This is a genomic window from Thermosyntropha sp., from assembly GCF_017656155.1.
Lineage (GTDB): Bacteria > Bacillota > Syntrophomonadia > Syntrophomonadales > Syntrophomonadaceae > Thermosyntropha.
The window spans coordinates 138,220-161,676 of the sequence record NZ_JACDOH010000001.1; the positions used below are offsets into that span (position 1 = coordinate 138,220).

The 23,457-nt window shown below is 40.0% G+C and carries 20 protein-coding genes and 1 other annotated feature; of the genes, 17 read left to right on the plus strand and 3 right to left on the minus strand.

Annotation, left to right across the window (positions count from 1 at the left end):
* Nucleotides 1-6 precede the first annotated feature (6 nt).
* The 12 genes from amrA (at nucleotide 7) to H0Z36_RS00810 (ending at nucleotide 13,134) form a co-directional block, all read left to right on the plus strand.
* A complete protein-coding gene (amrA, locus tag H0Z36_RS00755; protein WP_296862938.1) occupies nucleotides 7-1,401 on the plus strand; it encodes an AmmeMemoRadiSam system protein A in 1,395 nt (464 codons plus the stop codon).
* Between the two features lie 16 nt (nucleotides 1,402-1,417).
* Nucleotides 1,418-2,419 (plus strand): AmmeMemoRadiSam system radical SAM enzyme, encoded by a 1,002-nt coding sequence (gene amrS, locus H0Z36_RS00760; protein ID WP_296862940.1) that lies wholly within the window; start codon nucleotides 1,418-1,420, stop codon nucleotides 2,417-2,419.
* Between the two features lie 193 nt (nucleotides 2,420-2,612).
* Nucleotides 2,613-3,395 (plus strand): enoyl-CoA hydratase-related protein, encoded by a 783-nt coding sequence (locus H0Z36_RS00765; RefSeq protein WP_296862943.1) that lies wholly within the window; start codon nucleotides 2,613-2,615, stop codon nucleotides 3,393-3,395.
* Nucleotides 3,396-3,613: 218 nt separating this feature from the next.
* Nucleotides 3,614-4,810 carry a methyl-accepting chemotaxis protein gene (locus H0Z36_RS00770; RefSeq protein WP_296862945.1) on the plus strand — a complete coding sequence of 399 codons (1,197 nt, stop codon included), beginning with the start codon at nucleotides 3,614-3,616 and terminating at the stop codon, nucleotides 4,808-4,810.
* A 615-nt stretch (nucleotides 4,811-5,425) separates the two neighbouring features.
* Nucleotides 5,426-5,575 (plus strand): hypothetical protein, encoded by a 150-nt coding sequence (locus H0Z36_RS00775; protein ID WP_296862947.1) that lies wholly within the window; start codon nucleotides 5,426-5,428, stop codon nucleotides 5,573-5,575.
* Between the two features lie 135 nt (nucleotides 5,576-5,710).
* The gene (locus H0Z36_RS00780) at nucleotides 5,711-6,370 is read left to right on the plus strand and encodes an MBL fold metallo-hydrolase (RefSeq protein ID WP_296862949.1); all 660 of its coding nucleotides are present in this window, start codon (nucleotides 5,711-5,713) and stop codon (nucleotides 6,368-6,370) included.
* A 205-nt stretch (nucleotides 6,371-6,575) separates the two neighbouring features.
* Entirely contained in the window at nucleotides 6,576-7,622 is a 1,047-nt protein-coding gene (gene argC, locus H0Z36_RS00785) for an N-acetyl-gamma-glutamyl-phosphate reductase (protein ID WP_296862951.1), read from the plus strand.
* Between the two features lie 23 nt (nucleotides 7,623-7,645).
* The gene (gene argJ / locus H0Z36_RS00790; RefSeq protein WP_296862953.1) at nucleotides 7,646-8,851 is read left to right on the plus strand and encodes a bifunctional glutamate N-acetyltransferase/amino-acid acetyltransferase ArgJ; all 1,206 of its coding nucleotides are present in this window, start codon (nucleotides 7,646-7,648) and stop codon (nucleotides 8,849-8,851) included.
* Nucleotides 8,851-9,735 carry an acetylglutamate kinase gene (argB, locus tag H0Z36_RS00795; RefSeq protein WP_296863352.1) on the plus strand — a complete coding sequence of 295 codons (885 nt, stop codon included), beginning with the start codon at nucleotides 8,851-8,853 and terminating at the stop codon, nucleotides 9,733-9,735. Before argJ ends, argB begins: the two co-directional genes overlap by 1 nt.
* Nucleotides 9,736-9,761: 26 nt before the next feature.
* Entirely contained in the window at nucleotides 9,762-10,952 is a 1,191-nt protein-coding gene (locus H0Z36_RS00800) for an aspartate aminotransferase family protein (protein ID WP_296862955.1), read from the plus strand.
* 12 nt (nucleotides 10,953-10,964) lie between these two features.
* Nucleotides 10,965-11,906, plus strand: a complete 942-nt coding sequence (gene argF / locus H0Z36_RS00805; RefSeq protein ID WP_296862956.1) for an ornithine carbamoyltransferase — start codon at nucleotides 10,965-10,967, stop codon at nucleotides 11,904-11,906.
* A gap of 19 nt (nucleotides 11,907-11,925) precedes the next feature.
* The gene (locus H0Z36_RS00810) at nucleotides 11,926-13,134 is read left to right on the plus strand and encodes an argininosuccinate synthase (protein ID WP_296862958.1); all 1,209 of its coding nucleotides are present in this window, start codon (nucleotides 11,926-11,928) and stop codon (nucleotides 13,132-13,134) included.
* A 39-nt stretch (nucleotides 13,135-13,173) separates the two neighbouring features.
* Here H0Z36_RS00810 and H0Z36_RS00815 read toward each other — a convergent pair whose 3' ends face one another.
* Nucleotides 13,174-13,536, minus strand: a complete 363-nt coding sequence (locus tag H0Z36_RS00815) for a hypothetical protein (RefSeq protein WP_296862961.1) — start codon at nucleotides 13,534-13,536, stop codon at nucleotides 13,174-13,176.
* A 163-nt stretch (nucleotides 13,537-13,699) separates the two neighbouring features.
* On the opposite strand from H0Z36_RS00815, the gene H0Z36_RS00820 reads away from it, so the two are divergent.
* The 3 genes from H0Z36_RS00820 to H0Z36_RS00830 all read left to right on the plus strand — a co-directional run bounded on the left by H0Z36_RS00820 (nucleotide 13,700) and on the right by H0Z36_RS00830 (nucleotide 17,225).
* Nucleotides 13,700-14,155: a spore coat protein gene (locus H0Z36_RS00820; RefSeq protein WP_296862963.1), complete on the plus strand. Its 456-nt coding sequence runs from the start codon at nucleotides 13,700-13,702 to the stop codon at nucleotides 14,153-14,155.
* A 209-nt stretch (nucleotides 14,156-14,364) separates the two neighbouring features.
* Nucleotides 14,365-16,341: a methyl-accepting chemotaxis protein gene (locus H0Z36_RS00825; protein WP_296862965.1), complete on the plus strand. Its 1,977-nt coding sequence runs from the start codon at nucleotides 14,365-14,367 to the stop codon at nucleotides 16,339-16,341.
* 203 nt (nucleotides 16,342-16,544) lie between these two features.
* Nucleotides 16,545-17,225, plus strand: coding sequence for a DUF421 domain-containing protein (locus H0Z36_RS00830; RefSeq protein ID WP_296862967.1), 681 nt, complete (start codon nucleotides 16,545-16,547; stop codon nucleotides 17,223-17,225).
* 177 nt (nucleotides 17,226-17,402) lie between these two features.
* Here H0Z36_RS00830 and H0Z36_RS00835 read toward each other — a convergent pair whose 3' ends face one another.
* Nucleotides 17,403-17,966 (minus strand): pyruvate kinase alpha/beta domain-containing protein, encoded by a 564-nt coding sequence (locus H0Z36_RS00835; RefSeq protein ID WP_296862969.1) that lies wholly within the window; start codon nucleotides 17,964-17,966, stop codon nucleotides 17,403-17,405.
* A gap of 26 nt (nucleotides 17,967-17,992) precedes the next feature.
* The gene (locus H0Z36_RS00840; protein ID WP_296862971.1) at nucleotides 17,993-19,090 is read right to left on the minus strand and encodes an HD-GYP domain-containing protein; all 1,098 of its coding nucleotides are present in this window, start codon (nucleotides 19,088-19,090) and stop codon (nucleotides 17,993-17,995) included.
* Between the two features lie 240 nt (nucleotides 19,091-19,330).
* On the opposite strand from H0Z36_RS00840, the gene H0Z36_RS00845 reads away from it, so the two are divergent.
* Entirely contained in the window at nucleotides 19,331-21,334 is a 2,004-nt protein-coding gene (locus H0Z36_RS00845) for a hypothetical protein (RefSeq protein WP_296862972.1), read from the plus strand.
* 60 nt (nucleotides 21,335-21,394) lie between these two features.
* Nucleotides 21,395-21,642: a binding site (T-box leader), on the plus strand.
* 113 nt (nucleotides 21,643-21,755) lie between these two features.
* Entirely contained in the window at nucleotides 21,756-23,417 is a 1,662-nt protein-coding gene (gene ilvD, locus H0Z36_RS00850; RefSeq protein WP_296862974.1) for a dihydroxy-acid dehydratase, read from the plus strand.
* Nucleotides 23,418-23,457: the final 40 nt, after the last annotated feature.

Consider the following 23,457-nt stretch of genomic DNA (forward strand, 5'->3'; position numbering starts at 1 on the left):
CTTGATATGCTGGTTTATGCAGCTCTTTCTCCCCACCCTCCCTTGCTTATTCCGGAAATTGGGGGGACAAACCTTGGAAAAGTAGAAAAAATCGTAGATAGCATGAAAAAAATAGCAGATGATATTAAAGGGGCTGATCCCGAAACTATTGTTTTTTTTACTCCTCATGGCAATGTTTTCAGTGATTGTCTTAGTGCTCTTAGTATGCCTGAATTAAAAGGAGATTTTGCCGCATTTGGCTGTAGGAATGTTAATTTTAAGGTAGAAAACGACCTTACTTTGCTTAAGAAAGTTGCAGTGCAGGCAAAAGATGAAGGTATAGATTTTATTCTAATAGATGAAGAAACAGCCGCAAGAAATCGCCTTAATGCAAGGCTTGACCATGGGATATTAGTTCCCATGTATTATCTTAAAAAGGCAGGGCTTGATGATGTTGCAATATTAGCTATCAGCATAGGCTATTTACCGTTTTTAAAACTTTATAAATTTGGCAAAATTGTAGAGAAAGCTGCCGCCGACCTTGGCAGAAGAGTGGCGATTGTAGCCTCTGGAGATATGTCGCACCGTTTGAAGGAAGAGGGACCTTACAGTTATCATCCCGATGGCCCGGAGTTTGACCGGATGATAAAAGAACACATGGAAAAAGGAGAAGTTGAAGCTTTGCTGAAAATACCAAATGATATAAGGGAAAATGCCGGGGAGTGTGGCTACCGCTCGCTGGTTATGATGCTGGGAAGCTTAGATGGTAGAGATTTTCAAATAAAACATTTGGAATATGCCGGCCCATTTGGTGTAGGTTATCTTACTGCAGGTTTGCTGCCGGGAAACCAGGGGATAAGCTATCTTAACAAAATGGAAAATGATGAGAAAAAGAAAATGGGAGAAATAAGAAAAAATGAATCTCTTCCGGTTAGGTGGGCGCGAATGGTTTTGGAAAGCTATATTACCGAACAAAAAATACCTGAACTTCCAGCTGAAATGAAAACTCTGGAGAAGCAAAAGGCGGCTGCCTTTGTTTCGCTTAAAAAATACGGAAGCCTTAGAGGGTGTATAGGAACGATTCTTCCTGCCCATGAAAACCTGGCTTTAGAGATTGCCTATAATGCAATAAGTGCTGGAACCCGTGATCCCCGGTTTTTGCCAGTGGAAAAAGAGGAGCTTAAGGATTTAGTTTATTCGGTAGATGTTTTAGAAAAACCTGAGCCTTGTACTAAGGATGATTTAGATCCGAAGAACTATGGAGTAATAGTAAGCAAAGGCAGCCGGCGTGGTCTTCTTTTGCCGGATCTGGAAGGAGTAGACACTGTAGAAGAACAGCTTTCAATTGCTTTACAAAAGGCAGGAATAAGACCGGATGAAGATTATCAGATAGAGAGGTTTAAAGTTACAAGATATACTTAAAGATTGGTGAAAGGATATGATTAAGATTAAGGAAGCTTTGTTTTATGAAAGGCTAGAGGAAGATAAAGTGAAATGTCTTTTATGTCCGCATGAATGCAGGATAATGCCCGGGAGAACTGGTATTTGCCGGATGAGAAGAAACCTGGAAGGAAAACTCGTAAGTTTAAATTACGGTAGACTGGCTGCTCTGGCCTTAGACCCAATTGAAAAAAAGCCTTTTTATCATTTCTATCCCGGGAAAAATATTTTATCGGCGGGGACAGCAGGCTGCAATTTTTCCTGCGGATTTTGCCAGAACTACCATTTAGCTCATGAAATCCCTGACTTATATGAGGTGGATCTGTCTGGGCTGGTTGCCGTGACAATGGATGCGCAAAGAAAAGATTCGATAGGATTAGCTTTTACTTATAATGAGCCTTTGATATGGTATGAATATGTTTTGGAAACAGCTGAAATTTTAAAAAATGAAAATCTGAAAACAGTTTTAGTTACCAACGGTTATATAAAAAAGAAGCCTTTAAAAAGGCTTTTGCCCTGTATAGATGCCTTAAACATTGATGTAAAAGCCTTTACCGATGAGTTTTACCGGAGAAACTGCCGGGGAGATTTAAAAACGGTTATGCAGACGGTGGAGGAGGCAGCTTTAACTGGGCATGTGGAGATTACTACCCTTATAATTCCGGGAGAAAATGACAGTGAAGAAGAATTAAGAAATCTTTCCCGCTGGCTTGCCGAATTAAATCCGGATATTCCTCTGCACTTTTCCCGCTATTATCCGGCTTATAAATTTACTTCCAGTCCTACTCCGGAAGGAACGTTAAAAAAAGCCCGGGATATTGCAAAAGAGTATCTTAACTTTGTTTATTTAGGTAATCTTCCGGGAGAACAAAACAATACCCCGTGTTTGAATTGCGGTAATATTTTGATAAAGAGGGATGGTTATAAAACTCAATTTGTAAATTTTGAAAATGGAAAGTGCCGCTCGTGCGGAGCTGAAGCTTATTATATAAAGATGTAAGAAAGGGAAGGCAGAAAAGCCTTCCCTATCTATATGAAAGCTTATCGGGAATAATCCCGACAAGCTATTCTAAATTTATCTTTTCCATAAAATAAGATATGAATACATAAGGGAAAAAGTTACAGAAATATTCTAAAATTAAGACTTTTAGTATAGTATATAGTTAGTAGGAAAAAATAGGGGGGAAGGTGTAATGAGTTATAGGTATGTGAAAATCGAACGTGAAAACTATACTGGTATATTGTGGGTTAGTAGGCCGGAGGTATTAAATGCACTTAATACTGAGGTTTTAATGGAAATAGGAAAAGCGATTGATGAACTCGGCAGGGATGAAGGAGTAAGGGCAATTATTGTTACCGGAGTTGGAGATAAGGCCTTTGTGGCTGGAGCTGACATCAGGGAAATGCAGTCTTTAAATGCAGTCCAAGGCAGGAGTTTTGGGAAAACAGGTCAGGAGGTTTTTAGAAAAATTGAGGAGCTTGAAAAACCGGTTATTGCAGCGATAAATGGTTTTGCTTTAGGTGGCGGATGTGAATTGGCCATGGCTGCCGATATCAGGCTGGCATCTGACAAGGCTAAATTCGGACAACCGGAGGTGACTTTAGGTATTATTCCCGGCTTTGGAGGAACCCAGCGTTTAAGCCGGCTTATAGGCAAAGGGCGGGCTATGGAGCTTATCCTGACCGGCAGCATGATAAGCGCTGAAGAAGCATACCGGATTGGTTTGGTTAACTATGTTTATCCTGCAAATGAACTATTGAAAGAAGCAAAGAAAATGGCAGAAAAGATAACTTCCAATGCCCCGTTGGCTGTGAAATTTGCAAAATCGGCCATAAACAAAGGGGGACAGACCGATATAGACACCGGTATGAGCATAGAAGCCGATCTTTTTGGTTTATGTTTTGCAACGGAAGACCAGAAAAGTGGAATGAAAGCGTTTATAAACAAAGAAAAAGTGGAGTTTAAGGGATGTTGAAATAAAATTAATTGTCGATTAGATTTTTGATGAGGGCGTAAAGCCCGTTTTTTGTTTATAAGTCTGCTTTATGAATTAGATAGCCGAAAATAAACATAAAAATATGCAGGATTATATTGGAAGAAGGAGAAATAGAAAGAAGAAAGTTTTTTCAAAATAAACACAATAATCATAATATTTGTTCAGGTAATATATGCCGGAAGATAAGGAGGGGTAATATGCTTAACCGCCGCAATATAACAGCTGAAGAACTGCGCCAAAAGGATGAAGAAATAGCCCGCTTAAAAAGAGAAATCAGTATTTTAAAGGCAGTTAAGAATGCCATGCCTGATGCTTATTACATAAGGGATATGGACTACAACATAATATTATGGTCTAAAAATATGGAAGAACTTACAGGTTACAAGGAGAGCGAAGTTTTAGGGAAAAAGTGTTATGACATTATAAAAGCTCCAGTGTGCAAGGATTGTCCTACCCAGAAGTGCGTTTTAAATAAATCCGGATTTGTGAAAGAAGCTCAAGATACCATGTATGACCGTTATGGCAACCCTAAGGTATGTTTAGTTTCTAATGGAGGAGTATATGATGAAGAAGGTAATCCAATAGGGGCTATTGAGATAAGCAAAGATATAACTAAATATCACAACCTTACCAGTTCAGTTGGTGAACAGGCAGAACAGCTCAGTGCAGTATCTGAGGAGTTGGCTGCTTCTTCGCAGGAAGTAAGCGATCTTTCTGAAAAAGTAAGCGAAAATTCAGCTGAAGTTTTGCGTTTAACTGAAATTGGAGTAGAAAATACCCGAAAAATTAATGAGAAAACCATTTATTGCCAGGAATTTGCAGTCAGTATAAAAGAAAACATAGAGCAAATTAATCGTTCAATGCGCGCTTCGGTAGATAAAACTGGTATTTTGAAGCAGAAGTCGGAATTCATAATAAATGTTGTAACTTCTATTCAGAATATAGCTTCCCAGACTAATCTTTTGGCATTAAATGCTTCCATTGAAGCTGCTCGGGCTGGAGAGGCGGGCAAAGGTTTCGCAGTGGTAGCCGATGAAATAAGGAAACTGGCGGAAAGCTCAAATATATCAGCTCAGGAGATTAAAGGAACCATTGATGAAATTATTAAACTGGTTATGGATGCTACTGAATATTTGGGAAGCACAGCAAGAGAGTTGGAGGAAGGACAAAACCGCATAATGGAACTGGCACATCTGATAGAAGAAATTGCCGGCGAATCAGAACAGCGCTTTGAACTTATGGAAGATATAAATAAAGCAGCTACCTATACTTCTAGAATAAGTGAAGAACAGAGCCAATCTATGCAGGAGGTAGCAAGGGTAGGCCAGGAGCTGGCAGTGATAGCTCAAAAGCTGCAGGAAGAGCTGGAAAAGATGAGAAATGTGAGTTTGTAAGATGAGTAGTGCCAGAGATTAAAAAGCAGGCTTATAATAAAATATTCCCGGTGACAAAAAACCGGGAATATTTAGTTTTATAAACATGGTTATAGAATTTTGTAATTTAAAGCAATTTAAAAATTTTTTTAGATTAACCTTTATAAAAGCTGCTTATAAATGAATAGCCAATTAGAATACCGATTGCATCTTTAAAAAAACTGTTGATTACCATGTGATAGCGGATAAAAATGTCTTGCACATTAAAAATCAATATTAGATAAAATGCTAACAAAGGAATCGTAAATACCATAATTTGCAGCTTATCAAGTTTCCAACTTCCGGGAATGCTGTATTGCCTTGTTATGTGGATAATACCTAAAATGATACCAAGTATAATATAAGAGAGATTAATAATACTTAATTGAATTACAGCGTTATATGTTTTTGAATAATATTTATTAGAAATAAACACGGCAGCAGATAGCATTCCTGAAACTGGCGGAAAGTTCAAATCTATTTGCTCAGGAGATAAAAGGCACTATAGATGAGATAACCGTTTAGTAGCCCAGGCTACCCAGTATCTTTTAGATACCGCCAGGGAGCTGGAAGAAGGACAAAAGCGGATAACGGAGCTTGCCGGCTCAAGATGTAGAGCTGCAAATAGTTTTTATTACTAAAGTGCAAGCTGCCATAAATGAACTGAAAGAAGAAACCGAGATGACAGTAAACGTTCAAGACAATATAATAACAGCAGCTATACAATATCCGGACAGCATAAGCTGACCTCAGCAAATCCGAAGCCCTGCGGGAGCCTTATCGGCTGACCTGCAGGGCTTTTGATATGTTTTCCCGCTTTTTCTTTCTGTTTTTCCTGGCGAGGTTTATAATGGAAAAAAGGCTTAAAGGGGAGGGAATGAGGTGGATATTAATATAGTAACATTGGGAATAACCAACACTTACATTATTAAGGGCAAGAACGGTTATATTATGGTTGATGCAGGAGAGCTCAGAAAGGAAAAGAGTTTTTTAAGGCAGGTTAAAAACTTAGGAATTGACCCTAAAAAAATTAATCTTATCATTATTACCCACGCTCATTTTGACCATATTGGAAGTTTGGCGGATATTAAGAATATGTGCGGTTGTCCGGTGCTTATTCATCCATATGAGGCGGATATTCTAGCCAGAGGTGAGGTGGTTATACCACCAGGGACTAATACGGCGGGAAGTGTTATGAGCACAATGGGAAAAGGTTTAAAATTTTTGTTCCGCTTTAAACCGGTTACAGCAGAGCTCAGGTGTGAAGGGGAGTTTGACCTGCGTCCTTACGGGGTTAATGGAAGGGTTATCCCGACCCCGGGTCATACAAAAGGGTCTCTTTCGGTGGTTTTAGATGACGGCAGAGCAATGGTAGGGGATTTGGCCATGAATTTTGCCTTTCAGAAGACGAATTATCCCATTTTTGCTGAAATGCCGGAAGAGGTTTATAAAAGTTGGGATAAGATAAAAAAAGCGGGAGCAGAAACTATTTATCCTGCTCATGGAGCCTGCTTCCCAGTCAGCAATCTGATAGAAAAATAAAAATAATATAAGCTTGGAAGGGGATTTTTTAAGGCAGCTTTAAACGGCTGCCTTTTTTGTTTTTGAAGCAGGTTAAGAATGACAGAACACCATTGAAAAAATATTCATATAGATGTATAATTATAAAAACATTATGGAATCTTACAGGATATGGTTATTAAATTTAAGATTCGTAAATAAGGTCAGCAAAGGAGGTTTTTAAAAAATGGCAAAATATAAGATAGGCATAATCGGGGATGGTTATACGGCTGCTGACCTTTTAAGGTTGATGGCAGGTCATGATGAAATAGAACCGGTTTGCATATTTTCGGTTGATAACATAGGAAAGAGAATAGATGAGGTATATCCAAGCCTTGCGCACTTTAGCTCTTTGGTTTGTGAACCTACCGATTTGGGGACTATAAAGAAAAAATGTGATGCAGTTTTTTTGGCTCTTCCTCATGGACTTTCAGTGCCAATAGTTTCCGAACTGGCAGCTGCCGGGATAAAGTGTATTGATTTAGGAGCAGATTTTAGGCTGAAAGATGCCCGTGTTTATGCTGCCTATTATGATAAAGAGCATGAAAATCCGTATCTTTTAAATAAGGCAGTTTACGGTATACCTGAACTTAATCGGGAGAAGATAAAAAATGCAGATATTATAGCAAATCCCGGATGTTTTCCGACCAGTGCTATAATCCCCCTCTCTCCCCTGCTTAAAGCTGGAGTGGTTGAAAGTGAGAATATAATCATAGATTCGAAAACTGGGGTATCAGGGGCAGGGAGAAGTTTGAAGCTTGCCAGCATGTTTTGTGAAGTAAATGAAGGGGTAAAAGCTTATAGTGTAGGAAGACACCGGCATATGCCGGAGATAGCTCAGGAGCTAAGCTTGGCTGCCGGTAAAGAAGTTGACCTTGTTTTTACTCCCCACCTTGTTCCCATGAGCCGCGGAATTTTAAGCACGATTTATGTAAGGCTTAAGCCGGGGGTTAAGGGTAAAGAGATAAGAGAAGTTTTAGAAGAACAGTATGAAAATGAGTTTTTTGTTCGACTTCTGCCGAATGGACTTATGCCCCAGACCAGGTGGGTTTATGGCAGTAATTTTATAGATATAGGGATTTATAGCGATGAAAATAGAGGAAAGGCTATTTTGGTTTCAGCAATAGATAATTTGGTTAAAGGGGCTTCAGGGCAGGCCCTGCAAAATTTAAACCTGGTTTTGAGATTGGAAGAAGGAAAAGGGTTAAAAAATTTAGCACCATTATTTCCATAAGATGAAGCTGGAGGATGATGCAGATGAAAATTATAGATGGTTCAATAACTGCTCCGAAAGGTTTTAAGGCGGGAGCGGTATGTGCAGGGATAAAGAAGAAAGGTAAAAGGGATATTGCTGTTATATATTCAGAGGTAAAATGCAGTGCGGCCGGGGTTTTTACTACCAACAAGGTGCGGGCAGCCTGTGTCGACTTTAACCGGGAACAGTTAAAAGACGGTTTTGCCCAGGCTGTTGTGGTAAACAGCGGGAATGCCAATGCCTGCACAGGTGAAAGGGGATGGCAGGATACGATTAAGATGGCGGAAACAGCTGCCAATCTTCTCAATATTGATGTTAAAGATGTTATAGTTGCTTCTACCGGAGTTATCGGGGTGTTTATGCCGATGGATAAGGTTTTGGACGGTATCAGTCGGGCGGTGCAAAACCTATCTGCTGAAGGAGGGGCTGATGCTGCCCTGGCTATTCTTACAACCGATTTGGTTACCAAGGAGATAGCGGTGGAAATCGAGCTTGGCGGAAAGCCGGTAAGGATTGGGGCTATAGCCAAAGGTTCTGGCATGATTCATCCAAATATGGCGACTATGCTCGCTTTTATAGCTACTGATGCCAATATAAGCAGCCGTTGTCTGCAAAAGCTTTTGTCCTCTTCGGCGGATGTTTCCTACAACATGATAAGCGTAGATCGGGACACATCAACTAATGATATGGCGATTATTATGGCGAACGGATTAGCAGGAAACGAGCTTATCGATGATGAAAATTCACCTGAGTTTAAGGAATTTAAGAAGGCTTTGAATTATATAAACATAACCTTGGCCAAGATGATTGCCAGAGATGGGGAAGGGGCTACCCGCCTTATTGAAGTGAAGGTGATTAACGCCCCTGATGAAAAAAATGCCCGGCTTATTGCCCGCTCTGTTGTTTCTTCAAACCTTACCAAAGCTGCGATTTTCGGGCATGATGCCAACTGGGGCAGGATTTTGGCAGCAGCAGGCTATTCCGGGGCGGATTTTGATCCCGGTAAGGTTGATATATATCTGGGGTCCGAGAAAATGGCGGAAAACGGTATGGGATTGATTTTTGACGAAGACAAGGCATTGGAGGAATTACAAAAAGACCCGGTGGTAATTATTGTAGATCTTAAATCAGGGGATAAAACAGCTGCCGCCTGGGGATGCGACCTTTCCTACGATTATGTCCGCATAAATGCGGAATACCGGACTTGATGAAAACGGGGGGATTAACATTGGTCATAAGTGCGATGGAAAAAGCAGAGATACTGGTGGAAGCCCTGCCTTATATAAAGGAGTTTTACGGCAAAAAAGTAGTTATAAAATACGGCGGGGCTGCCATGATCGACTGTGAGCTAAAACATAAGGTTATGCAGGACATTGTTCTTATGAAATATGTAGGTATGCACCCGATTGTAGTACACGGTGGGGGACCGGAGATAAGCGGGATGCTTAAACGCTTGGAGCTGAAAAGCGAGTTTGTTGATGGCTTAAGGGTTACTGATGCGGAAACTATGGAAATAGTAGAGATGGTTCTGGTAGGCAAGGTGAATAAAGAAATCGTAGCTGGAATTGAAGCTAATGGGGGAAAAGCAGTCGGGATTTCCGGCAAAGATGGAGGGCTTTTAAAAGCCGGGCCTATTGACTCTACCGGCAGGTTAGGTTTTGTGGGAGAAGTCAGAAGTGTAAACCCGCAGATAATCGAGACGGTTATTGAAAATGGCTATATACCTGTAATTGCACCGATTGGCATGGATAATAAACAGCAGAGTTATAATATTAATGCTGATTTGGCTGCTGCTGCCATTGCGGTAGCGATGAAGGCGGATAAACTAGTGCTTTTAACCGATGTTCCCGGCCTGTTAAGGGAACCCGATAATCCTTCTTCTCTTATTTCGGTTCTTAAGGTAAGCGAAGTTGATAATTACATCAGGGATGGAATTATTGCCGGCGGGATGCTTCCAAAAATAAAGTGCTGTGTAGAAGCTGTAACCGGTGGAGTAGGAAGAACCCACATAATCGATGGAAGAGTGCCTCATTCTATTTTATTGGAAATATTCACCAAACAGGGGATAGGAACTATGGTTATCGATGAATAAGGTGTTTTAAGGAAGGGGAAAGGCTTATGACTAATAAAGAGATTTTAGATAAAGGACAGGCAAATATTATGTCAACTTATGCACGATTTCCCATAGCTTTAGTCAAAGGCAAAGATTCTTATGTATGGGATGCCGACGGCAAACAGTACCTTGATTTTGTGGCTGGAATTGCTACCTGTGTTTTAGGACATTCTCCTGATGCTTTAATACAGGCATTAAAGGAACAGGCTGCTAATCTGTGGCATGTTTCCAATCTCTATTGGATAGAGCCCCAGGTTAGATTGGCAGAAAAGCTTACCTGCCTTTCAGGATTAGATAAGGTTTTTTTCTGCAACAGTGGAGCTGAAGCTAATGAAGCGGCGATAAAGCTTACTCGCAAATATTTTTACCGGCAGAATGAGCCCGAAAAAAATGAGATTATTGTTTTTAAAAATTCTTTCCACGGGCGGACTATGGGGGCTTTGACTGCTACTGGTCAGTATAAATACCACGAAGGCTTTGCCCCTCTTTTAGAAGGAATAGTATATGCTGAATATAATGACATAATGTCGGTACAAAACCTTGTAAATGACAGGACTGCAGCGGTTATGATAGAGCCGGTTCAGGGAGAAGGAGGCATAAGACCGGCTGATTTTAATTTTTTGCAGAGTCTTAGAAAACTGTGTGACCAGGAAGGGATTTTGTTAGTTTTTGACGAAGTGCAGACAGGGGTAGGAAGGACCGGTAAGTTTTTTGCCTTTGAAAATTATGGGATAAAACCGGACATTGTCACTTTGGCCAAAGGCTTGGGAGGAGGTTTCCCGATTGGGGCAGTTATAGCCAGTAATAAGGCAGCGTTTGGATTTGCCCCGGGGGATCATGCTTCGACTTTTGGCGGCAATCCTTTGGCATGTGCGGTAGCAGACAAAGTGGTTGAAATAGTAGGAGAACCGGCTTTTTTAGAGGAAGTGGAAAATAAGGGAAGACTTTTAATGGAAGAGATTGAAAAACTTGCTGATCCCCGAATAAGAGAAATAAGGGGACGGGGGCTGCTTATCGGAGTAGAGTTTGACCGCGAAGTTAAAGGGCTTATTGAAATATGCCTTGAGAAAGGTTTGCTTCTGGTAGGTGCCGGGGGCAAGGTGGTTCGTTTTGTGCCTCCGCTAACGGTGAATGAAATTGAAATAAGACAGGCGGCAGGAATATTTAAAGAGGCCTTAAAAAAATGGCAGGAATAAAGGAGTGGGAATATGTTTAAGATTAATGATACTTTAAGGGGACGGGATTTTATAAGCGTTCACGATTTTACCGCTGAAGAAATAGCTTATATCCTGGAAGTAGGACATGCTTTAAAAAAGATGAAGAAAGAGGGAATAGAGCATCACTATCTTAAAGGTAAAACCTTGGGTATGATATTTCAGAAATCTTCTACCAGAACCCGGGTAGCTTTTGAGGTGGGAATGTATCAATTGGGAGGACATGCCCTGTTTTTAAGCCCGCGTGATATTCAACTGGGACGGGGGGAAACTATAAAAGATACGGCTAAAGTCCTTTCCCGTATGGTAGATGGGATAATGATACGTACTTTTTCACATGATGAGGTTTTAGAACTGGCTTATCATGCTGAGATTCCGGTTATAAACGGCCTTACTGACCTGCTTCATCCTACTCAGGTGATAGGAGACCTTATGACTATTCAGGAACATAAGGGGGCTTTAAAAGGGCTTAAATGTGCTTTTATCGGAGATGGCAACAATGTAGCTCATTCCCTTTTGTTTGGGGGAGCTAAAGTAGGAATGGATGTGGTAATCGCAAGCCCACAAGGATTTGAACCAGATGCAGAAATTTTGGCTAAAGCCAGAGAAGATGCGAAAGAAACCGGGGCTAAGCTGTGGGTTGTTAATGACCCTAAAGAGGCTGTCAAAGATGCGGATATAGTGTATACTGATGTATGGGCAAGCATGGGGCAGGAGAATGAAGCGGAAGAAAAAGAAAAGGAATTCTGGCCTTATCAGGTAAACAGCGAGCTTTTAAGCCTGGCTGCGAAAGATGCCATTGTTCTCCACTGTTTGCCGGCTAAAAGAGGAAAGGAAATAACTGATGAAGTTATGGACGGACCTCAGTCGGTAGTTTTTGAAGAAGCGGAAAACCGCCTGCATGCCCATAAAGCAATAATGGCAGTCATAATGTAAAAAATAGGAGGCAGAAAAGATGGAAAAGGTAGTTTTAGCTTATTCAGGAGGATTGGATACTTCTATAATTATCCCCTGGCTTAAAGAGAATTACGGATATGAAGTAATAGCTTTCTGTGCCGATTTAGGACAAGGTGAAGAATTGGAACCGGTAAGGGAAAAAGCCATAAAGTCGGGGGCATCCAAGATATATGTGGAAGATTTAAAGGAAGAATTTGTACGGGATTATATTTTTCCGGTGCTTAAAGCAGGAGCAGTTTATGAAAAAAAATATCTTTTGGGGACTTCTTTTGCCCGTCCGCTTATTGCCAAAAAAATGGTGGAAATTGCGGAAAAAGAAGGGGCGGTTGCCATTTGCCACGGGGCAACCGGTAAAGGAAATGACCAAGTCAGGTTTGAGTTGGGAGTCAAAGCCTTAAACCCGGACCTTAAAATAATTGCTCCCTGGCGGGAATGGGACATAAAATCCAGAGAAGATGCCATCGATTATGCCGTGAAGCACGGTATTGAAGTGCCGGTTACCAAAGATAAGATTTACAGCCGGGATCGCAATTTATGGCATATATCACATGAAGGCGGGGATTTAGAAGACCCGGCCAACGAGCCTAAAGATGACCTTTATGTTTTGACTGTTCCGCCGGAAAAAGCCCCGGACAAGCCGACTTATCTGGAAATAGGCTTCAAAGAAGGGGTGCCTGTTTCTATAAATGGAAAAGAATATGGGCCGGTTGAGCTTTTAACTGAATTAAACCGCATAGGCGGGGAAAATGGCGTAGGGATTGTAAGCATAGTGGAAAACAGGTTGGTAGGCATGAAATCAAGAGGGGTTTATGAAACTCCGGGAGGAACTATTTTGTATACTGCCCATGATGAACTGGAAAGGCTTACTTTAGATAGACGCACCCTTAAATTTAAACAGGAAATGGCTATAACCTATGCTGAATTGGTTTATGACGGCAATTGGTTCTGCAAGCTGAGATATGCGTTAGATGCTTTTGTAAACGAAACCCAAAAAACTGTGACTGGGACGGTAAAAGTAAAGCTTTATAAAGGAAACTGCCAGGCAGTAGCCTCATGGTCGCCTTATTCCCTCTATAATGAAGAATTAGCAACTTTTGGAGCTAGTGAAATTTACAGCCATAAAGATGCAGCTGGGTTTATCAATCTTTTTGGTTTGCCACTTACCGTTCAGGCTTTACTGGAAAGAAAACTTAAAGAGGATAAATAAAAAAGAGGATAGCTTTAAACGGCTATCCTTTTTTTAATGTCATTGTTCTTCTTCAAAAGTAAACAGATGTTTGCCTGCTTTAGGCTCTCCGTTTTCGTAGAATTCGAAACCTATATCGGTACTTATAATTTTTACTTTGTTTTTTGCTACCAATTCATTTATGGTTTTGCTAATTTCTTCTAAAAGTTTTATCAATGTGTTGTTTTGTTCTACCACCAGGAGGATGCCGAGTTCACCATAATACTGGAAATTAGTATTTTCATCGGTTTTAGGATTTTCTTCGGTTACCACTTTGAATTCCTGGACAAAAATATCCGGGTTTTTTATGAAGTTTATTGGAATTTTAGTTAAGAGTTCGCTCTTTTTGGCATATCCTTTAAAAATACATTCCACCTGATACATGAAAACACCCTCTCCCAGTTTTCTCCCTATTTTAGAACAGAATAACATAAAACCGGTTAGGCAGCAATAAATATGACGCAGATTTTGATTTTGGTCTTAGTTTGAATTTCAGCGTATATTAATTAGTTTTTGTAACAAAATAAATAAAGGAGGTGGATGGAAAGTGGTAAATTTAACCCAGAAAGAAAGAATGCTTTTAGAAGACCAGAAAAAACATGAACAGGTATGTGTCCAAAAGTATAATGAGTATGCCAGCAAGGCGACTGATCCTCAGTTAAAGCAGATTTTTACCGCTTATGCCAGGCAAGAACAGCAGCATTATGACACTATTAATCAGATTTTAAGCGGACAGCTTCCTGCTATGGGTGGGCAGGGGTCGCAGGGCATGCCGATTGCCGGAGGAATACAGCCGGGGGCAGGCAATCCTCAAGATGCTGCATTGTGCAGCGACATGCTTATGACGGAAAAATATGTTTCTGACACTTACAACACGGCGATATTTGAATTTACGGACAGTAACCTTCGCCAAATTTTGAACCATATTCAAAAGGAAGAACAGCAACATGGAGAAGGTATTTTTAATTATATGAATGCCAAAGGCATGTATAAACCGCAGTAAACTTAACTTAATCCAGAATTGGGACAGCCGGTTTTTCTTATTAAAGGAAAAGCCGGCTGTTTTTTGATAAATGTTAATTTGAAAAAAAACACGAAAAAAGTCCTTTTTTTTTGGAAAATAAGCAGGAAAAAAATCGAGTAAGGCGAATATGATAGAAGTCTAAAATTAATGATTTAGTAATTTACATTTATAAAACAGGAGGGGAAAGGATGGAATTAAAGTTTACTCAAAGCATAAGGTTTAAAATTCTTGTTTCAGTACTTCTAGCTTGTATTATAGCCGGAATAATACAGGGGGCAGTGACTACTGTGAACGGGCGCAAGCTTTTGAGGGAAGAGATAACTGCGCACTGTAAGGATGTGGCTTTAGGCTACAGCAGACAAATTAATGCCGAGTTAGAAGGAAAGCTGAATGAGGTTAAGCTTTTGGCGGTGGTTGAAGGTGTTAACTTTATAAATATGAATGATGCTGAGATAGTGAATATTTTAAGAAAGGCTAAATCAGATGCCTATGATAATTTATACTTTATCTGGCCTGACGGCAGAGCAATTACTGATGCCGGTGTTTATGCTGATTTATCTGACCGTGAATATGTAAAAAAGGCTTTAAAGGGTGAAGCTAATATTGCAAGCCCGCTTATTTCCAAAGCGACGAAGAATCTGGTGGCTCCTATGGTGGTGCCGATTTATGATAATGGACAGCTTGCAGGTGCCTTAGGGGCTTCGCTTAAGATGGATAAACTCGTTGAACTGGTAACCAGCATAAAAATAGGGAAAACCGGCTATGCCTATATGATGGACAGCCAGGGCAATTGTGTGGCACATCCTAATAAAGATTACATATTAAAGCTTAATCAGTTTGAGCTGGGTGACCAGATGGCTGCTATTGGGAAAGAAATGGTGGCTTTAAAGACCGGTGTTGCCGAGTATGAATTTAAAGGAGAAAAGAAATATCTGGCTTATGCTCCGGTCAGCGTTGCCGGCTGGTCATTGGCGACAAATATTACCGTAGCAGAAGTTTCTGCCCCGCTTGTGGTTATGTTAAAACAGAATGTAATAGCAATTCTTGTTGTTCTCTTGGCTTTGGGAATTTTTATGTGGTATATGTCTGGAGCTTTTTCCCGACCGATTTTAGGAATGGTTGAAGTGGTCTCCAGAATAACCCGGAAAGATTTAACCCAGGATATAAAACAGACCAGCAATTCTGAATACGGGATTTTACAGAAGGCGTTTGCTGATCTTAACCGGAATCTGCGTGAGATAATTGGAGATATGAGCCAGACTTCTGGTATGTTGAACCAGATTTCTTCCCATCTGGTTAATATAGCTTCAGAAACCCAGACTGCTTCTGAACAGGTAGCCGCCAGTTCAGAACAGGTAGCAAAAGCTGCTTCTTCCCAGGCGGAAGATGCAGCTAAAATGAGTGAACTGGCGCGTCAGGTTAATATTTCCATGCAGTCGGTAGGAAAGACTACCGAAGAGATTGCAAGCCAGTCAGCTAATTTTAAAGGGATTGTAGATAAAGTAACCGGAATTATGAAAGTTCAGCAGGATAAGATGAATAAAACGGTTGCTACTTCCCATGAAGTAGCAGGGGTAATAGAAGAATTAAGCCGAAAAACAGGAGAAATAGGGGAAATAGTTACGGTTATAACCGGAATTTCCGAGCAAACTAATCTTTTAGCTTTAAATGCAGCTATTGAGGCAGCCAGAGCGGGAGAAGCTGGAAGGGGTTTTGCGGTTGTAGCTGATGAAGTGCGCAAATTGGCAGAAGAAACTTCGGCAGCTACCCTTAATATTGCAGCCATTATAAAAGAAGTGCAGAATGAAGTATCAAAAACCGTAGATCAGGTAAAAGAAGTTGCTAGCCTGGTAAATGAACAGGGACAATCGCTGGATGAAAGTGCTGCTGCTTTTAACGATATAGAAAAAGGTGCAGATAAAATTGACCAGTCGATTCATGATATAAAAGCTGCTTTTGAAGAGGTTATAGCTTCAGTTGAGGAAATAACCCGGTCTATTGAAAATATTTCGGCTGTTACTGAAGAGTCGGCAGCTTCTGCTGAAGAAGTAACTGCAATTACTCAGGGACAGTTGACAGCAGTTCAGAAAATAAAAGAAATAAGTGAAAATTTGGAAAGTTTAGGGAAGAAACTTCAGGATATAATAATTCAGTTTAAACTGTAATTTTAATCCCCGGGATGTTATGAAGCAAGCATCCTGGGGATTATTTTATTTCGAAAATAAAATAGTTTTGAATTTGAGAACCGTCCCCAGATTAAAAAGTATTTCGGTTCGAAATGTTTTTAGGATGTTTCAGGCTGAAATGAATAGGAAAGGGGCTCAGGTTTAATAATATTTTTTAGAATCATACATGAGGGGTAGTTTGTTTGCTGAAAGATTTTGTGCATATAACTTTGGAATTATCTGCTTCTTTTTTAGTTTTGCTGGGGATTATTAAGATTTTAGGCAAGTCTCAGATAGGGGAGATGCATCCTTTAGATTTTATAACGGCTATTGTTCTGGGCGAACTGGTAGGAGCGGCTGTTTATGAGCCCAAAGTAAACATTTTTTATATCATTTATGCACTTTTTTTCTGGGCTTTACTTCATTTGGCTGCCAGCTATCTTACTTTAAAATTAAACGCAGTTCGCTATTATATAGACGACACGCCTTCAATTGTTATAAGAAATGGGAAAATTGACAAAGAAACGCTCAGGAAAAATAAAATGGATATAAACCAGCTGCAAAATCTGCTGCGGCAGAAGGGAGTTTTTTCAATAAAGGAAGTAGCTTATGCCATTTTAGAGAGGGATGGTTCGTGCAGTATAATGAAAAAACCTGAATATGATACGCCTACTTTAGCTGATTTAGGATTACCGGTAAAAACTGCGGAACTTCCGGTTACAGTAATTCTGGATGGAGAAATTATTAAGGATAATCTAGAGTTGACAGGTTTTAATGAGAAATGGCTTAAAAAAGAGCTGGAGAAACGGGGGGTAAGGGATATTAAGGAGGTTTTGCTGGCTGAGTGGCAGCAGAGTTCCGGGCTTTATGTAGTCTTGCAGTAATAAAAATAGGAACCACAATAATCGCTGTGGTTCCTATTTTTTGTTTAAAATGGTCGGAATAACCTTGAATGCCAGGAGATAAATAAAGGTTCCTCCCAAGATGAGAAGCAAAATGAAGCTTATTATTTTTTCAGCCAAATTTATCACCCATTTTAGTTTGGCTGAAAAAAAGGTTTTTTATTCAGGCTTTTTATCTCGCGGCATACAGATGATTTCTTTTACTTCAGTGTTAAAAAAATAGTTGGAATGGGCAGGTTTTATGACAATGGCAGCATCTGCTCCGCTGGCAGTTCCACCTATGGAGATTATTTCTTTACCGTACGGGATGAGCCCGGCATCGAGTGCCATAACTGCTATTTCTACGGCTACTTTTACCCCCTGACCGAAAATTCTTAAGGTTTGTGCCATTATTTCCGCAGGATATACTCCTCCAAAATGATTGCGGATAGCCCGGTCAACTCCGGCAAAAAGATGGGTTGTAGTGAGAATTTTTACTCCTTTTTCAGTCAATTCTTTGCGGACTTCACTCTTCATTTCGTTTATTCCAGGTTCTTTAAAGCCGGTATGATGGGTTACGCAAACCAGATTGAGATCGGAATCTTTAAAAGCCAGGATTTTTTTTATGGTTTCCCCTTCGCATGAAGCTGCTACTATATCTTTAATACCTAGCTCTTTTGCTTTTTTTAAAGCCAGTTTTACAGTTTCTTCTGTGTTGTGTTCTCCAGCTTTAGTGAAAAACATTATTTTTCCTCCTTTTATTTATTTTTTCAGTTTTTCAGTATTTCCCCTAATTCTTCCCTGGTGAGCGAACGGGTTATTATTACGGTAGTTAATTTGGAAAGATCTACTTCATAAGGGCGATATAATCTGTTCGTAGTTTTATTGTATATCATTTTCAGGATTGGTCTGGTAGGAGCAGACTTGTTTACATCTACTACTATCCCAATATCGCCGGTGTTTAATTCTACAATGGTTCCGATCGGATATACAGCTATGTTGGCAACAAGGGCGGTGATGCATTTGGGATCAAGGTAAATTCCTGACATACGATTTAAAATAGTTATAGCCTGATTTATGGTATAGGAAGGCCGATAAGGCCTGTCAGATAAGAGTGCGTCATAGACATCTGCTACAGCTACTATGCGCGCATATTCATGAATATCTTCTCCGGCAAGCCCCCTGGGATACCCCTGACCGTCCCAGCGTTCATGATGCTGAAATGCTATGTGAGCAGCAAGCAGGGGAATATCCGGATATTTTCGAAGTATTTCAAAACCATATTCGGTATGGCGCTTAACTTCTGCATATTCTTCCCGGGTTAAATCGTCAGGTTTATTTAAAACCGCCGGGTCAAGGTATACTTTTCCTATATCATGCAAAAGTGCCCCTATTCCCAGTTCTTTAAGTTTTAAATCATGATAGCCCATGGTAATGCCGGCCATGATGGAGAGTATGCAGACATTGACTGAATGCCCAAAGGTATAGTCGTCAAAAGTTCGTATATCGCACAGATTTATGAGGATGTCGTGGTTATCGAGAATTTCATCGAGTATTTTATTTACCATGCTTTTGACCATGCGGGTATTCATGCTGCGGTTTTGTTCTAAGGCTTCAAAAGCATTTTTTACTTCTTTTATTGTTTCTGCCCGGGTTTCTTCTGATACAGGTTCTCTTATTTCCAGGTTTAATTCATCGTCAAATTCGTCTTTTATGTATACAGAGATTATGCCTAGATTTTTCAGGCGGTTTATGTAATTTTCATTTAGTTTAATGCCGGCATGCAAAAGTATACGGCCATCGCTGCTGTAAATATTGCGGGCAACTATCATATCAGGCGTTAAGTTTTCGATTCTTACTTTTATCATCCTGCACCCTCTAGAAGATTATTTTTTAGATATTTTGTTTCCCGAAAGGTATTTTCTTCATCTTACCCGTTACTTCCTGCCGAGTAAATTATTTTTTTGCGATTTTATGTTTAAAAATTGCATATAATCATTTTTAATGTAATATGGAAGATAATTGATAGGATAGACTTTTGTTTGCTATTTAACACATAAAGTGTTAAATTACTTGTTAGCACTAAAGTATATCTGCAGGAGATGAATATGAAGAAAAGGTTGTGTATCCCGAAAGCGCTTTTAAAAAGCTTGGCTTTGGATATAAAAAGTTTAATTCACGATAATGAGGGAAGGTTAATAATTTTAGAGGTGGTAGAGGAAATTCCCTATGAAATAAGGGATTATATTTTAGAAGGTTTGGCTTCGCTTTTTGATGAAGATTTGGCGATATTTTTTAAACTGCTCAGGGAAGAGTATGGAGAGGAGCTAGAGGCAATATGCAGTAGGGCTCTGACTAAATATCGTATGGCAGGAATAGATGTAGATGGGATTTCTTTTTTTGAAGGGGATTTTTATAAAGCATATGCCAGTTTAAGCCGTCAGACCGGAAGGATAAGCTTAGAGGTGGCCTGGTATAACAAGGCTAAAGACCTTACTCTGGAATGTTTTTATCTGGCTTATGATATGGAAGGTATTCACAGTTTTTTCCCGGTTAATGATATTCCGGTAAAAAGATATGTTTCGGAACGCCGAGAAATGTTGGATATGGTAGAGTTGAACTTTGAAGAGGTTTGTATTCTCTTAAAAGAGGCTTATGAGATAAATAAGAAAAATATGACGCGTCCAGCCCCTGGAAAATTTTTGTATAAAAAATATCTTGAGTTTCCGGTTATTACAAATGAAAATACAGATTATTCTATTACTCGCAAAGTTTCAGATTGGCTTATGCCGCGGCAGCTTGTAAACAGCCTTTTTTATGCTTTAAAACAAAGGGATTATATTTATATTGAATCTATTATAGACAGAAATGAGTTGAAATCTTCGGTTCTGTATGAAGTATTAAATCCGGCTTTGGAGCCGGGGAATATGCTTCTGGAAGCACGGGCGAATGAAGTTATTTTTTTGCGGGAGGCTGTCCAGGTAAGTGCTTATATGAAAGTAATGACTAAAGCTGGTTTTTTCAGGTATGATTTTGAATTTACCCTCAAGGAAGATGAAGATTTGAAGTGGAAACTGAATGCTGTTAAGGCTTCCGGACAAATAAAAGATAAGTTTTATTTTGATTTAGATCCGGCTGAAGTAAACTTCTTTTGCCTTGTTTATGAAATAGAAGATATTAATAAGCTTTTTGATTTTTTAGAGGAAGTTAGGCTTATTAAAGTAGCAGGAGAGATACCTCACGGTATTCACCTTAAGCTGTCAAGTTCTGAGTTTGAAGATGATTGGGATTATGGAATATCATTTTTAGAGCCTGCTGCCGCAGATATATTGATAAATGGTGATGAGTTTGTAGTTATTGGATTGGATTACGAGTTTCTGACTGAATTTGCCGATGAAATCCAAGTAAAAGCCAGAGATACTTTGGTTTCTAAGAGAGAGTATGAAGTAGATTTGGTTACTGCTTATAATTACATACAGGGTGAATATGCCAGTTTTGAAGATGTTCTTGTTTACGGGCATGAACAGAGTTTACCTGATGGGATGCGGTTTCTATCTGCCCGCTATTTGGTTAAAAACCGCCTTAAAGTCAGGGAATTTTTAACTAACCTGGCTGATTGTTCATATAATATGGGAGATGCCTGTGATGTTTTTTATCAGTTTGAAGGGGAAGCCGAGGAAAAGTCTTTTTTAGCAGAATATCTTTTGGATGAAGAGTTTTTAATAGTGTCTGTATTTGGTGAGAATGATTTGAGCTTTTTAAGGGCGAATTTAGCCCGAGGTCTTTGTAATTATTTGGAGTTTGTAGGGATTGAAGTGCGTTCGGAAGGAATTTTTGCCCACTTAAACAGCGAGGTGCTAAAAACTTATCCGGAGTTGGAAAATGTGCTGAAAGAAGCATATTTGAATAAATGGGTAAAATCAAGGCTTAATGTTTTAAAGGGAATGAGCCCTAAGGAAGCTACACAAAGTATTGAAGGACAAGTCCTTTTGTGGGATATGTTTAAGCGAATGAGGAATAATGAAGGAAAAAGACGCTTTAAAAAAAGGGGGCGTATGGTTAGCTTTAAAGATTATATTGATAAGTTAGAAACCAGATGGAAAATTGAATAAAAAACCGTTGACAGAAGAAGATGGTTTAAATATACTATGTAGATAAATAAGTAAATCGTATAACAGGCTGTGAAGGGAAAGACTTATGAAATCACTTAATCACAGAGAGCCGGGGGTAGCTGAGAACCTGGTATTAATATTTCATAAGGGATCATCCCGGAGCTGCGATCTGAAAGACTTTTCTCAGGAGTCAAGTAGGTGATGCCGGATCTCCAGGTCCGTTATCAAACCTGGAAATGTACTTAAAGGGGTCGCATTTTTCTGCGACAAGCAGGGTGGTACCGCGGGAAATCCCTCTCGTCCCTGAACGGGTTGAGAGGGTTTTTTTATACCTGTTTTTTTAGGTTTTCTGCAAGATAGATATCATATTTGTTTTGGATGGAAAAATATTTTCTCCATGTGAAGAAAGGAGGAGGATCTTATGCGCAGTGAAAGAGCTAAAAAGGGGATAGAAAAAGCCCCGCATCGGTCTTTGTTTAAGGCTTTGGGGTTGACTGACGAAGAGATTAATCGTCCGCTTATAGGAATAGTCAATTCTAAAAATGATATAGTTCCAGGACATATAAATTTGGATAAAATTGCAGAAGCTGTAAAAGCAGGGGTAAGGCTTAAAGGAGGCACTCCTTTAGAATTCAGCACTATTGGGGTATGTGATGGCATAGCTATGAACCATATTGGCATGAAGTATTCACTGGCAAGCCGTGAGCTTATTGCCGATACGATTGAAATTATGGCTGTTGCCCATGCTTTTGATGCTTTGGTTTTTATACCCAACTGTGACAAAATAGTTCCCGGTATGCTTATGGCTGCTGCCCGTTTAAATATCCCTTCTATATTCGTAAGCGGAGGTCCTATGCTGGCCGGTAATTTCAAGGATAAGAAGGTGAGTTTGTCTCAGGTTTTTGAAGGGGTAGGTGCAGCGGCTGCCGGCAGAATGACTGAGGAGGAACTTTATGAGTTGGAAGAAAGTGCCTGTCCTACCTGTGGATCATGTTCGGGTATGTTTACTGCCAATTCCATGAACTGCCTTACCGAAGCTTTAGGTATGGCTTTGCCCGGTAATGGCACTATTCCTGCAGTATATTCTGAGAGAATAAGATTGGCTAAAAAGACAGGGATGCAGATTATGGAGCTTTTAGAGAGAGATATAAAACCTCTGGATATTATGACACCTGATGCTTTTTATAATGCCATTCGCCTGGATATGGCTATAGGGTGTTCAACCAATTCAGTCCTGCATCTCATGGCAATTGCTCATGAAGCAGGAATAGATATAGATTTGAATCTTTTTAATGAAATAAGCAAAACTACTCCGCATTTATGTAAAATAAGCCCGGCAGGAGAACATCATATGGAAGACTTATACCGGGCAGGGGGCATTTCGGCTCTTTATAATGAACTGAACAAGAAAGGGTTGATAAAGACTGACTGCCTTACGGTAACTGGTAGGACAATAGGGGAAAATATTAAGAAGACAACAGTTTTGGATTATTCAGTTATAAGGCCGGTTGACAACCCGCACAGTGAAAGTGGGGGACTTGCCATACTTTTTGGCAACTTGGCTCCTGATGGAGCAGTGGTTAAAAAAGGAGCAGTAGCCCCTGAAATGATGAAACATGAAGGGCCGGCCAGGGTATTTAATTCGGAAGAAGAGGCAGTAGAGGCTATACTGGGCGGAAAGATAAACAAAGGAGATATAATCGTTATTCGCTATGAAGGACCTAAAGGTGGTCCAGGTATGAGGGAAATGCTTACACCTACTTCTGCAGTAGCTGGAATGGGATTAGACAAAGATGTTGCTCTTATAACCGATGGGCGCTTTTCCGGAGCTACTAGAGGTGCTTCTATTGGCCACGTATCTCCTGAGGCTGCTGCAGGAGGGACTATTGCTTTAGTGGAAGAAGGCGACATTATACGAATAGATATTCCTGCCTGCAAACTGGAGCTTTTAGTAGATGAAAAGACTTTAGAAGCCCGCAGGGCTAATTATAAAGATCCTGAACCTAAGATAAAAACTGGATATATGAAACGATACGCCCAGATGGTAGAATCAGCCAGCAGTGGTGCAGTTTTTAAAAAATAAGCCGGGCTGATTTTAGGCGGGCGTTCAGGCCCGCTTTTTA